The sequence below is a fragment of the Brevibacillus sp. AG162 genome, assembly GCF_006715575.1.
Lineage (GTDB): Bacteria > Bacillota > Bacilli > Brevibacillales > Brevibacillaceae > Brevibacillus > Brevibacillus brevis.
Map to the genome: position 1 here is coordinate 675,514 of NZ_VFNO01000001.1, position 13,336 is coordinate 688,849.

Consider the following 13,336-nt stretch of genomic DNA (forward strand, 5'->3'; position numbering starts at 1 on the left):
GTGAAAACGATCTACCTGACATACCCGTTTCCGTCTGACCTGCAAGCGAATCCTTGTGCGATTGCACTGGGGTACTTTGATGGTGTACATATTGGGCATCGCCGTGTAATCCAAAAGGCGATTGATACAGCGAAAGCAAACGGATGGCAAAGTACGGTAGTGACCTTTGATCCGCATCCTCGAGAAGTATTGGGGCAAAGCGGTTATACCCGCTATTTGACACCACTTGCAGACAAGCTCGAGCAATTCGAAAAGCTGGGCGTAGACACTACATATGTGATGAAGTTCGATATTAGCTTTGCGGCTATTTATCCAGAAGATTTCATCTCGGAATGCCTTCTCCCTTTGGAATGCCGCCATATTGTCGTTGGCTTCGACTACACCTTTGGTTATCGCGGGATGGGTACTGCCCATACCTTGCAAGAAATGAGCAAAGGTCGCTATGGGCTCGACATCGTGGGTCCGGTAAATCGCTTGGGTGAAAAAGTGAGCAGTACAATCATCCGTGAATATCTTCATCATGGGGATGTTGAGCAGGTTCGCCATTTGTTAGGCCGCCCCTACAAAGTGCGCGGAACAGTCGTGCATGGCGACAAACGCGGTCGAACCATTGGTTTTCCTACAGCGAACGTCCAAGTGAATCAGCCGTATTTGATCGGAAAGAATGGTGTTTACGGTGTTCGCTTTACCGTGGATGAACAAAGCTACTATGGTGTCATGAACGTAGGGATCAAACCTACATTTGAACTGGAGAAAAAAGAAAAGTCACTAGAAGTGCACATTTTTGAGTTCTCTGGTGAAATTTATGACAAAGAAGTAGAAGTAGAGTTCCTGTTCTACATTCGGGAAGAACAGAAATTTGCTGGAGTCGATGCACTCATCGCGCAAATTGGACGAGATGTACAAACGGCGAAGCAAAAATTCGCAGAGGGAATCTCGTAAAGGATTCTCTTTGCTTTTCACAAAATGGTATGCTATAATTCAAAACGTTGTACAGATAACCGTAGCTTGGCTGTCCGATTCTCACCGACGGCAGACTCGGCGAACGGTATAAAAAATGAGGAGGTGAGTCATGATGGCATTGACTCAAGAACGTAAAACTCAACTGATTCAAGAGTTCCGTACTCATGAGAACGACACCGGTTCACCGGAAGTGCAAATCGCTATCTTGACCGAAAACATTAACAATCTGAACGGACACTTGCGTACGCACAAGAAAGATCACCACAGCCGTCGTGGTCTCTTGAAAATGGTTGGTCAACGTCGTAACCTGTTGACATACCTGCGTGAAGCAGATGTTCAACGCTATCGTTCGGTTGTAGACCGCCTGGGTCTGCGCCGCTAATCAGCGTTTTGTAAAAAGCGGGTTCTTCCCGCTTTTTCTATCGTGTAGGAGGGTTTAGCGTAGCAATACGCTAAGCCCATCCGAAACGAATAAAAAGCTGGAAACAATTTGCTTGCTTGCATTAGCTTCACAAAAGAAGCTTTTTTTATTATCTAGAACGACTGCCAAAGGTACCCATTTAATTTTTATCATGGCAGGAAATAATACATACAGGTAGAAAACAAAGTGTGAAATGCACATTGTTGTGAAGGAGGACTGCTAGCATCATGGAGCAACAATACCGTACATATGACTTCGAACTGGCAGGCCGAAAACTGACCCTGGAATTTGGCAAAATGGCTAAACAGGCGCATGGTTCGGTCTTGGTTCGTTACGGCGATACAGCAATCCTGTCTGCAGTTACAGTCTCGAAGGAGCCAAAACCACTTGACTTCTTTCCGCTGACTGTCAACTATGAGGAGCGTCTCTATGCGGTTGGGAAAATTCCTGGCGGCTTTATTAAAAGAGAAGGACGTCCGAGCGAAAAGGCTATTTTGGCTAGCCGCTTGATTGACCGTCCTGTCCGCCCTCTTTTTGCAGAAGGATTCCGTAACGATGTACAAATCGTAAATACTGTTCTGTCTGTGGATCAAGACTGCTCACCTGAAATTGCTGCGATGATCGGTACTTCCGCAGCGCTATGCGTTTCGGAGATTCCTTTTGAAGGTCCGATTGCAGGAGTAATCGTAGGACGAATTGACGGTCAGTTCGTCATTAACCCTACTGTCGCTCAAGCGGAGAAAAGCGATATTCACCTGACTGTCGCAGGTACGCACAAAGCGATTAACATGGTGGAAGCAGCTGCGAACCAAGTACCGGAAGCAGTAATGCTCGAAGCGATCATGGCTGGCCATGACGTGATTAAGCAACTGGTAGAATTCCAGAACAAGATCGTGTCTGAAATCGGCAAGCAAAAGATGGAAGTCATCTTGCATGAGGTTGATCCTGAAATCGATCAAGCTGTGCGTGCATATGCGGAAGCTCGCCTGAAAGAAGCTGTTCGCATCGAAGAAAAACAAGCGCGCTACGATGCTATTGACGATATCAAGGCAGAAACCAAAGAGCATTTTGCAGCCAAGGACCCTGAGGCATATCCAGAGCAGGAAAAGATGATTAGCGAAGTACTTGGCAATATTGTCAAGGATGAGGTTCGCCGTCTGATTACTGACGAGAAAGTTCGCCCTGATGGACGAGCTCTGAACGAAATCCGTCCACTGTCCAGTGAGACAAACATTCTTTCCCGTACACATGGCTCCGCTATGTTTACCCGTGGTCAAACACAAGCACTAAGCGTTTGCACATTGGGTGCGCTGGGAGATGTTCAAATTCTCGATGGACTTGGTCTGGAAGAATCGAAACGTTTCATGCACCACTACAACTTCCCGCCGTATAGCGTGGGTGAAGCACGTCCGTTGCGTCCTCCAGGGCGTCGTGAAATCGGACATGGTGCGTTGGGTGAGCGTGCAATCGAGCCGATCATTCCATCTGAGACAGAGTTCCCATACACGATTCGTCTCGTATCCGAAGTAATTGAGTCCAACGGTTCCACGTCGCAAGCGTCGATTTGCGCGAGCGTACTTGCTTTGATGGATGCAGGTGTTCCAATCAAAGCACCGGTAGCAGGTATTGCGATGGGCTTGATCATGAGCAAAGATGAGAAATCTTTCTCGATCCTGACTGATATTCAAGGTATGGAAGATCATTTGGGTGACATGGATTTCAAAGTAGCGGGTACTGAGGCTGGTGTAACAGCTATCCAAATGGACATTAAAATTTCCGGTATCAACCGTGAGATTTTAGAGCTGGCCCTGGAACAAGCGCGTGTAGGTCGTTTGCACATCCTGAACCATATGATGAGCACAATTTCCGAACCGCGTAAAGAACTGTCTCCTTATGCACCGAAAATCATGACCATGACGATCAATCCGGAGAAAATTCGCGATGTAATCGGTCCACAAGGTCGTGTCATCAATAAGATTATCGAAGAAACCGGCGTAAAAATCGACATCGAACAAGATGGACGAGTCTTCATCGCTTCCATCAACCACGAAGCGAATCTGCGCGCGAAACAAATCATTGAAGATTTGGTTCGTGAAGTAGCTGTTGGTCAGGTGTACCTGGGAACAGTAAAACGCGTAGAGAAGTACGGTGCGTTCATCGAGTTGTTCGCAGGTAAAGAGGGCTTGTGCCACATCTCTCAACTGGCTGAAGAGCGTGTAGCCAAAACAGAAGATGTTGTCGCAGTTGGTGATAAAGTACAAGTGAAAGTGACCGAGATTGACGACCAAGGTCGTGTGAATCTCTCTCGCAAAGCAGTTTTGAAAGAGCAAGCTGCTGCGGCACAAGCTGATGAAACACCAACAAAAGCAGAATAAAGAAAAACAAAAGGCTTCGTCACTCGAAGAAATTCGTGTACGGAAGCTTTTTTCTTTTGTGTGCCAGATGATGTCTAAGTCGTTCCTTCCTCTCATACATTGGACAAGAGAGACTCGTACGATCGATGGAGGAGGGCGACGCCCTAATGAAGAATAGGACCAGGAGACTTTTGTTCATAGTTGTATATGGAGCAGCGCTGATCGTTCTCTTGAATTATCAGCCTATTCATCATTACATGAGTACGATAAAAAATGTCCAAGTAGTGAATGGAAATAGTAATGATAACGAAAAAGCGCGTTTACGGGCGCAGATTGAAAAGTGGAAAGAGGGAAGAGAGGAACAGCCGATAGATGCCGTCGTCGATCAGACGTGGAAGGCGATTCCCGGCTATAATGGCCGTGTAGTGGATGTAGAAGAATCAATTAATAAAATGCTGGCTGCAGGTGTGAACAGTCCAGATTTGCTGGTATACAAGGAAGTACCTCCAACGGTTTCGCTTGAGCAATTGGGAGCCCATCCCATCTATCGAGGAAATCCGAATAAACCAGCGATTTCTTTCATGATCAATGTGGCTTGGGGAAATGAGTATCTCGATTCGATGCTCAATACACTCGATAAACATAAGGTAAAGACGACTTTCTTTCTGGATGGCTCTTGGGTAAAACGCTACCCAGATGAAGCTAAAAAGATCATGGCACGTGGCCATGAGATTGGTAATCATGCGTATTCCCACCCCGATATGAACATACTGGGAACACAGAGGATTCATCAAGAGATAAGTCGTACACAAGATGTTATTTTTAAAACGCTGGAAGTAAAGCCTTCCCTGTTTGCACCGCCATCTGGTGCTTTTAACCAGCGCGTTGTACAAATCGCGCAGTCTTCTTATCAAATGAAGACGATTCTATGGACGGCAGATACGGTAGACTGGCAGAAACCATCGCCTGCTTCTGTGATCAATAAAATAAGCCGTAAAATGGGGAATGGTGTCCTCGTACTCATGCATCCTACTTCTACTTCCGAGGCCAGTTTGGATCAACTGCTGACAATCGCGAAAAAGAAGGGGCTACAGCCGACGACAGTCTCGGAGGTCATATCGAGCCGTAGACTCCCGTCACCGTAAATACATGTTCATTTATTGTGGAGACAAAGGAAGTTTGCTATAGTTAGACGTGTTTACAAGAAATTCCCCGAGGTTTCGGGTAGAGACAGATGAACAACCGAGGAGGATTTACGTGATACAACGTCATACGTGTGATAACGGTCTTCGAATCGTGACGGAACGGATTCCGTCCGTTCGCTCTGTTGCCTTAGGCATCTGGGTAGGGACTGGTTCGAAATATGAAAACGAGAAAAACAACGGGATTTCCCATTTTCTCGAGCATATGTTTTTCAAAGGCACAACAACTCGTTCTGCAAAGGAAATTGCGGAAACCTTTGATGAGATTGGCGGGAACGTGAACGCCTTTACTTCGAAGGAGTATACCTGCTATTACGCAAGGGTGCTCGACCAACATGCTCCAATCGCTCTCGATGTTCTTTCCGATATGTATTTCAACTCAGTTTTTGATGCAGCTGAGTTGGAAAAGGAAAAGAACGTCGTCATTGAAGAGATTAGCATGTATGAAGACACGCCAGATGATTTGGTGCATGATTTGATTGCACGCGCTTCGTACAGCACACACCCTCTAGGCTATTCGATTTTGGGTACAGAAGATGTTCTGCGCAGCTTGAAGCGTGACGATTTGCTCGCTTATATTGATCAGCACTACCTGCCAACGAATACGGTGATTACGGTAGCGGGTAATTTTGAAGACAGTTTGATTGAAGACATTCAAAAGCGCTTTCAGACTTTCTCGCGTCCAGGCAGTATGCCGACCTTGTCTACTCCTGACTTTGCTGGGAATGTTATCGCGCATCATAAGGCAACAGAGCAAGCGCATTTGTGCCTGTCTTTACCTGGGTTTAAGGTAGGGCATCCCGAAGTATACTCGTTGATTTTGCTAAACAACGTGTTGGGTGGCAGCATGAGCTCGCGCCTGTTCCAAGAAATTCGAGAAGAGCGCGGCTTGGCATACTCTGTTTATTCCTATCATTCGTCCTATAAAGAAGCGGGTACATTCCAAGTTTATACAGGAACGGCACCAGAGCAAGTGGGACAGGTATTTGATATCGTCTCGCACGTCCTGCGCGATGTCGCTGATCATGGAATTACTGACAAAGAGCTGAACAAAGGAAAAGAGCAGCTGAAAGGCAGCCTGATGCTCAGCTTGGAAAGTACGAATAGCCGAATGAGTCGACTTGGCAAAAATGAACTCTTGCTGGGCCGACACCTTAGTCTAGACGAGATCATTGCCAAAATTGACCGTGTTTCCCATGAATCTGTTTTGGCTGTGGCGCAGCAGCTGTTCCGTTCCAAGATGTCTATGGCAATGGTGAGTCCACTCGACGGCTTCCCTGAAAACGTGAAGAACGATATTTTACTGTAAGCAAAAATCCGGCATAGCCCGGATTTTTTTGCGTATATCAACAGTAAATGAAAGGACAAAGGGGGCTTCTCCATGCGCTTAAGCGAGTTGGGTGGGAAGGAGATTATCGGACTGGACAACGGGGAGAAAATGGGAGTTATCAGTGATTCCGATTTAGTCATCCATCCCGAAAACGGTACAATTCAATCCATCATCTTGCCAGGAGGTAGTTTCTTTGGATTCGGCAAGAAGCGAGAGGACCTCGTGATCCCATGGAGCTCCATCGTAAAAATTGGGCCAGATATGGTCATCATCCAGCTTCAAACGCCTGAGGCACAGGCTTCCCAAAAGTAGGCGCTACTGTCACCGAAGTAGCAGGAGCGGAATAGGATGGGGGTAGACCGCATGGATTTCCGTCAACTTTTCCAAAAGGAAAACCTTTGCGTTCCGATCATTTAATGCAGTAAAATGTGTGGAAAGGGGAACGCAGCATGCTAACGGGCATACATGTTGCCTTCATCGGCGGAGACGCTCGCCAGTTGGAAGTCATCAAGCGGTGCATACAACTGGATGCTAGCGTCACGTTAGTTGGCTTCGACAACCTGGAAAGTAATTTTACAGGGGCAACGAAGAAACCATTAACATGCGATGTGTTGAAAGACGTGGACGCCCTCATCCTACCCATCGTAGGGACCGATGACCAAGGATACGTGGAAAGTATTTTCTGCTCCAAACAACTGCAGTTGCTAGATGAACATGTGGCAAGTCTGCCGAGTCATTGCGTGGTTTACACGGGAATGGCAAAGCCTTATCTGAAAAAGCTGTTGGCTTCCACACAGCTTCCTCTCGTGGAGCTCTTGGATCGTGATGACGTAGCTATCTATAACTCTATCCCTACTGTAGAGGGAGCGTTAATGATGGCGATTCAACATACGGATATTACGATTCATGGATCACAGTCAATTGTTTTGGGATTGGGCCGAACAGGTTTGTCCATGGCTCGAGCATTGCATGCGTTGGGAGCCCGCGTAAGAGTGGGGGCCAGGCGTCAGGAACACTTGGCACGCATTTATGAGATGGGATTGACTCCCTTCCATATAAGCGAAGTAAGGAAACAGGTTACGAATGCTGATTTCATTTTTAATACCATCCCGCAATTGTTACTCACAGCAGAAGTGATTGCTCAAATGCCTCAATCCGCGTTTATTCTTGATCTTGCCTCCAAGCCAGGGGGAACGGATTTTCGTTACGCTGAAAGACGAGGTATCAAAGCTCTTCTTGCTCCCGGATTGCCTGGAATCGTTGCACCGAAAACCGCTGGACAAATTTTAGCCCAAACATTGTCTCGTCTTATTGCGGATCAAAGGAAAGCGCCAGGAGGGGATGCAACATGAGTAAGCTTCAGGGAAAGACCATTGGATTTGGTTTGTCTGGATCGCATTGCACCTTTGAGGAAACGATGCCGCAAATTAAGCGATTTGTGGATGCTGGGGCACGGGTAGTACCGATCGTATCGAATACGATTATGACCACAGATACACGCTTCGGTACTTCTCAAAGCTGGCAGCAACAAATCAAGGAACTGACGGGGGAAGAGCTTATTTCGACGATTCCTCAGGCTGAGCCGTTGGGACCTTCCAAGTTGTTGGATGTCATGCTGATTGCGCCTTGCACAGGCAGTACGACGAGTCGGTTGGCGAATGCCATTACGGATAGTGCTGTACTGATGGCGGCTAAAGCGACGATGCGTAATCTGCGACCCATTGTGATTGCCATTTCCACCAATGATGGTCTGGGATTAAATGCAGCCAATATTGCCAAGCTATTGGCCGCGAAAAATATGTATTTCGTGCCGTTCGGGCAGGATGCCCCGGATAAAAAACCGAACTCGCTTGTAGCTCGTATGGATCTCCTCTTGGAAACATGCGAAGCAGCTTTGGAAGGACGACAATTGCAACCCTTGCTCATCGAAAGATTTAACTACTAATAAGACTACAGAAAAAACAATAAACCTGCTTTTTCGCGATTAGGAGGAGAGTAAGAGATGGCAAACCAACTGACTTTCAATGTTGCTGTAGTCGGTGCGACTGGTGCAGTCGGACAGCAAATGATTCAACTATTAGAAAAGCGCAACTTCCCAATCAAACAGCTTAAGCTGCTTGCTTCTGGACGTTCTGCAGGAAAAACGGTCACGTTCAAGGGACAAGAAATTGTGCTGGAAGAGGCGACTCCAGACAGTTTTGCAGGGGTTGATTTTGCCTTGTTTAGTGCTGGCGGATCGGTCAGTAAGGAACTGGCTCATCACGCAGTGCGTCATGGTGCAGTTGTCATTGACAATACCAGCGCATTCCGGATGGACCCAGATGTTCCTCTCGTTGTGCCAGAAGTAAACATGGATGCTGCGCTCGCCCATAATGGAATCATTGCGAATCCGAATTGCTCTACGATTCAGATGGTTGCCGCTCTAAAACCCCTGTATGATCGTTTTGGTATAGACAGAATTATCGTTTCTACTTACCAGGCAGTATCAGGTGCAGGTCAATCTGCGATCAATGAATTGCTCGACCAGAGTCGAGACATTTTGGAAGGTAAAGAACCGCAGTGTAACGTACTTCCCGTAGGCAAATTGCCTGTACATCATCAGATTGCGTACAACGCGATTCCGCAGATTGATGTGTTCACCGACAATGGTTTTACTTATGAAGAAATGAAAATGGTCAATGAGACCAAAAAAATCTTCGGTGATGACACTGTACTTGTTTCAGCTACTTGCGTACGTATTCCAGTGGTCTACGGCCATAGCGAGTCGGTATATGTAGAGCTGAAACAGGATTACGATCTGGCAGAAGTAAAGGCCCTGCTGAAAAACGCTCCTGGTATCGTGTTAGTAGATGCGCCGGAGGAACAGCAGTATCCACTCGCTACTGATGCAACAGGCAAACTGGAAGTATTCGTGGGCCGGGTGCGTCGTGATCTCCATCATCCTCGTGGACTGCATATGTGGATCGTTTCTGACAATCTTCTCAAGGGTGCAGCATGGAATACAGTACAAATCGCTGAAGAACTCATAAAAGCAAGAGTATAGGGGAGAGGTTAGTGAAGATTCTCGTCCAGAAGTTCGGTGGTTCTTCCTTGACGACGGAGGATTGCCGGATGCGGGCAATCTACCATATGGAAAAAGCAATTGATGAGGGCTATGCCCTCGTCGTTGTCGTATCGGCGATGGGGCGCAAAGGTGATCCATACGCAACCGATACACTTTTGCAGTTGGTTCGTGCGAATGGGAACCAACTGCCAAGTCGAGAAATGGATATGCTGATGCATACCGGAGAAATCATTTCTGCAACAGTCATGTGCAGCATGCTGAATGCACGAGGAATTAAAGCTACGATTTTGACAGGCGGTCAGGCAAATATAGTGACCAGCGACGACTTTACGAATGCACAAATTATGTCGATCGATCCAGGTCGCATTTTGCAGGACTTGCAGGAAAGTCAAGTTGTGATCGTTCCAGGGTTTCAGGGACGCACAGCCGAGTGGGAAATTACGACACTGGGACGGGGCGGAAGCGATACGACTGCAACCGCTCTCGGTGTCGCCTTGAAGGCTGAAACGGTGGATATTTTCACCGACGTGGAAGGCATCATGACGGCGGACCCGCGTATCGTCGAAGAAGCGCAGCGGCTCGGCATGGTGACCTACACGGAGATTTGCAACATGGCTCACCTGGGTGCAAAAGTTATTCATCCTAGAGCGGTGGAGATCGCGATGCACGCAAACGTGCCGATTCGTGTTCGCTCTACGTTTTCGGACGACCCCGGTACACTTGTTACGACTATGCTGGAGATCGGGAAAATGGGCTACACTGTACACGACAGAGTCGTTATGGGAATTGCTCATGTACCAAACATTACTCAGATCAAGGTCGCGAACAAAGAAGGGTCTTACGATACACAGCTGCAAGTCTTCAAAACGATGGCAACCAATAACATCAGCGTAGATTTCATCAATGTGAACCCAATGGGTGTTGCTTACACGGTCCATGATGAAATGGGAGAAAAAGCTGCTCGTCTGTTAACGGAAATGGGATACGAGCCGCAGCTTTTGCCGCATTGCGCAAAAGTGTCCGTGATTGGTGCAGGAATGACGGGCGTACCCGGCGTGATGGCGAGAATCGTGGAGGCACTTACCCAAGAAGACATTCAAATTCTTCAATCGGCAGACTCTCATACAACCATCTGGGTACTCGTGCATGAAATGGATATGGTGAAGGCTGTTCGTGCGCTTCATCAGCAGTTCAACCTGCATGTTCAACATATGTAAGAGCATATCCTGACTTAAATACCTACTGATCACGATAAGAGGAGTTGGAGAGGTAGTGGCACGTTTTGGTCGACTGGTTACCGCTATGGTAACGCCTTTTAATGAGCAGCTACAGGTCGATTACGATAAAACAGAGCGACTGATTGACCATTTGATTGCTAATGGCACAACTGGAATTGTACTGAGTGGTACCACGGGTGAATCACCGACTTTATCCCGTACGGAGAAGCTCGATCTTTTCCGTCACGTGGTTTCCTATGCAAAAGGAAGATGCCACATCATTGCGGGAACAGGCAGTAATGATACAGCATCAAGCATCGAGTTCACCCAAGCTGTACAATCCATTGGCGTAGACGCTGTCATGGTCGTTGCTCCTTATTACAGCAAGCCATCACAGGAAGGACTTTACGCACACTTCAAGGCATTGTCGGAATCGACCGAGCTGCCCGTGATGCTGTATAATGTGCCAGGAAGATCCGTAGTCAATATGACTGCCGAAACGACACTTCGTTTGGCGGAACTGCCTAATGTGGTATGCATCAAGGAAGCCTCCGGCAATTTGTCGCAGATGGCTCAAATCATTGAGCATGCCCCGGAAGGCTTTGAGCTGTACAGTGGTGATGATGGCTTAACCTTGCCGATCCTGTCTATCGGTGGGGTGGGCATTGTCAGTGTGGCGAGTCATGTAGTTGGCCGCCCAATGACAGACATGATGGACGCTTATTTTGCCGGTAACTATACGGAGGCAGCAAGACTCCATCGCAAGCTGTTGCCGATTTTTGAAGGCCTCTTTGCCTACCCGAGCCCAGGACCAACCAAGGTCGCCTTAGAAAAGCTCGGGGTTCAAGTTGGCGGCGTTCGACTACCTTTAGTCGAGCTGAACGAACAAGAAAAAGCATTCGTGCATTCCCTGCTTGTTTAACTCCATAGAAGATCAAGAGCCATTCCTACCTGGGATGGCTCTTTTTCCTTGTGTTCATGATTTCACTTCGGGTATAATAAAAACAAGTGATTTGGGGCGGTTTTTTTGAGTGGACATGACAACTAAATATAGGAGGTTACACGTTTTGGCAAAATCGAATCACTCTGTTCTCGTTTTCGCCCTGGGCGGAGTCGGCGAAATTGGGAAGAATATGTACGTGGTACAAAGCGGTGACGACATCGTAGTGATTGATGCCGGATTGAAGTTCCCAGAAGAGGAAATGCTGGGGATTGATATGGTTATTCCGGATATCACCTACTTGGAGGAACATCGCGACAAGGTTCGGGGTATTATTATTACGCATGGACACGAAGACCACATCGGCGGCCTCAGCTACGTGCTGAAGCATTTGAAAGTCCCGGTTTATGCGACAAAACTTACCCTTGGTTTAATTGATGCAAAGTTAAAAGAAGCGGGCATCCTACATGAAACAAAACGCGTATTGATCAACAGCGACTCGGAAGTCGTTCTCGGAAAGATGAAGGCGACCTTTTTCCGCGTAAACCACAGCATCCCGGATTGTGTAGGGGTATGCCTGGATACGCCAGAAGGTTACATCGTTCATACAGGAGACTTCAAGTTCGATCAAACGCCTGTTAACAATCAGGTAGCTGATCTGGCAAAAATGGCGATGATTGGTGACAGAGGCGTTTTGTGCTTGCTCTCTGACAGTACGAATGCAGAACGGCCTGGATTTACCGGATCGGAACGCTCAGTGGGCAAAGCACTCATGGATGTGTTCAGTAAAGCATCTGGACGTATTGTTGTTTCTACGTTTGCATCAAATGTTCACCGCATTCAACAAGTGGTGGACGCTGCCGCACAGTTCAACCGTAAATTGACGGTTGTCGGTCGGAGCATGCAAAATGTTATTAATATCAGTAGAGACTTAGGGTACTTGTTGGTCCCTGAGGGCTTGATTGTTGAGATCGATGAAATCAACAAGCTGAATGCTGAACAAGTCGTTATTTTATCAACTGGAAGCCAAGGAGAGCCTATGTCCGCGCTCACTCGGATGGCCCGATCCGCCCATCGGAAAATTGACATCCTTCCAGGGGATACAGTTATTATTGCAGCCACTCCCATTCCAGGGAATGAAAAATACGTGGCGCGTACAATTGATCAATTATCGCGTATTGGTGCAGATGTCATTTATGGTGGCCATGGACCTAACGGAACCGTCCACGTCTCCGGTCATGGTAGCCAAGAAGAATTGCGCCTAATGCTTAACCTAATGAAGCCTAAGTACTTTATTCCTGTTCACGGTGAATATCGCATGTTGAAAACGCATGCCTTACTTGCTGAACAGGTTGGCATTCCTGAAGAAAACACGTTCTTGCTGGATAACGGCGATACAGTTGAATTCTTAGGGGGCAAGGCCCGTTACGGTGGAAAAGTCCATGCTGGCAACGTTTTGATTGACGGCTTGGGTGTTGGTGATGTAGGAAACATCGTACTTAGAGATCGCAAATTACTGTCACAAGATGGCATACTGGTAGTTGTCGTTACACTCAGCAAACAAAATGGCACGATTTTGTCAGGTCCAGACATCATTTCTCGCGGTTTCGTCTACGTGCGTGAATCCGAAGAGTTGCTGGATGAGGCAAATCGCATAGTGACCCAAACACTTGTCAAATGCATGGAAGAAAATGTGAATGAATGGTCTTCACTAAAAAATAACGTAAAAGAGTCATTAGGCCGTTATCTGTACGAGCAAACGCGCAGACGTCCGATGATCTTGCCGATTATCATGGAAGTGTAGGATCACTTGAAAAAGAGCTGGAAATCCTTTCGAAAAAGGGT

12 protein-coding genes are annotated in these 13,336 nt (G+C 47.2%); all 12 read left to right on the forward strand.

Annotated elements, in window-relative coordinates; translation table 11 throughout:
• The 12 genes from FB479_RS03360 to FB479_RS03415 all read left to right on the forward strand — a co-directional run bounded on the left by FB479_RS03360 (position 1) and on the right by FB479_RS03415 (position 13,295).
• Positions 1–942, forward strand: a complete 942-nt coding sequence (locus FB479_RS03360; RefSeq protein WP_142062395.1) for a bifunctional riboflavin kinase/FAD synthetase — start codon at positions 1–3, stop codon at positions 940–942.
• A gap of 133 nt (positions 943–1,075) precedes the next feature.
• Positions 1,076–1,345, forward strand: coding sequence for a 30S ribosomal protein S15 (gene rpsO, locus FB479_RS03365; protein ID WP_015891708.1), 270 nt, complete (start codon positions 1,076–1,078; stop codon positions 1,343–1,345).
• Positions 1,346–1,611: 266 nt separating this feature from the next.
• Entirely contained in the window at positions 1,612–3,759 is a 2,148-nt protein-coding gene (pnp, locus tag FB479_RS03370; RefSeq protein WP_142062398.1) for a polyribonucleotide nucleotidyltransferase, read from the forward strand.
• 146 nt (positions 3,760–3,905) lie between these two features.
• Entirely contained in the window at positions 3,906–4,883 is a 978-nt protein-coding gene (locus FB479_RS03375; RefSeq protein WP_142062403.1) for a polysaccharide deacetylase family protein, read from the forward strand.
• A 112-nt stretch (positions 4,884–4,995) separates the two neighbouring features.
• Positions 4,996–6,249, forward strand: coding sequence for a M16 family metallopeptidase (locus tag FB479_RS03380; protein ID WP_142062406.1), 1,254 nt, complete (start codon positions 4,996–4,998; stop codon positions 6,247–6,249).
• Between the two features lie 72 nt (positions 6,250–6,321).
• The gene (locus tag FB479_RS03385) at positions 6,322–6,582 is read left to right on the forward strand and encodes a YlmC/YmxH family sporulation protein (protein WP_106653498.1); all 261 of its coding nucleotides are present in this window, start codon (positions 6,322–6,324) and stop codon (positions 6,580–6,582) included.
• A 137-nt stretch (positions 6,583–6,719) separates the two neighbouring features.
• Positions 6,720–7,622: a dipicolinate synthase subunit DpsA gene (gene dpsA, locus FB479_RS03390; protein WP_106653499.1), complete on the forward strand. Its 903-nt coding sequence runs from the start codon at positions 6,720–6,722 to the stop codon at positions 7,620–7,622.
• Positions 7,619–8,215, forward strand: a complete 597-nt coding sequence (locus FB479_RS03395; protein ID WP_007719213.1) for a dipicolinate synthase subunit B — start codon at positions 7,619–7,621, stop codon at positions 8,213–8,215. The genes dpsA and FB479_RS03395 overlap by 4 nt, the downstream gene beginning before the upstream one ends.
• A gap of 57 nt (positions 8,216–8,272) precedes the next feature.
• Positions 8,273–9,313, forward strand: coding sequence for an aspartate-semialdehyde dehydrogenase (locus FB479_RS03400; protein WP_142062409.1), 1,041 nt, complete (start codon positions 8,273–8,275; stop codon positions 9,311–9,313).
• A gap of 11 nt (positions 9,314–9,324) precedes the next feature.
• Positions 9,325–10,551 (forward strand): aspartate kinase, encoded by a 1,227-nt coding sequence (dapG, locus tag FB479_RS03405; protein ID WP_106653501.1) that lies wholly within the window; start codon positions 9,325–9,327, stop codon positions 10,549–10,551.
• A gap of 55 nt (positions 10,552–10,606) precedes the next feature.
• The gene (gene dapA, locus FB479_RS03410) at positions 10,607–11,473 is read left to right on the forward strand and encodes a 4-hydroxy-tetrahydrodipicolinate synthase (protein WP_106653502.1); all 867 of its coding nucleotides are present in this window, start codon (positions 10,607–10,609) and stop codon (positions 11,471–11,473) included.
• 115 nt (positions 11,474–11,588) lie between these two features.
• The gene (locus tag FB479_RS03415; protein WP_211330243.1) at positions 11,589–13,295 is read left to right on the forward strand and encodes a ribonuclease J; all 1,707 of its coding nucleotides are present in this window, start codon (positions 11,589–11,591) and stop codon (positions 13,293–13,295) included.
• The last annotated feature ends 41 nt before the right edge of the window (positions 13,296–13,336 follow it).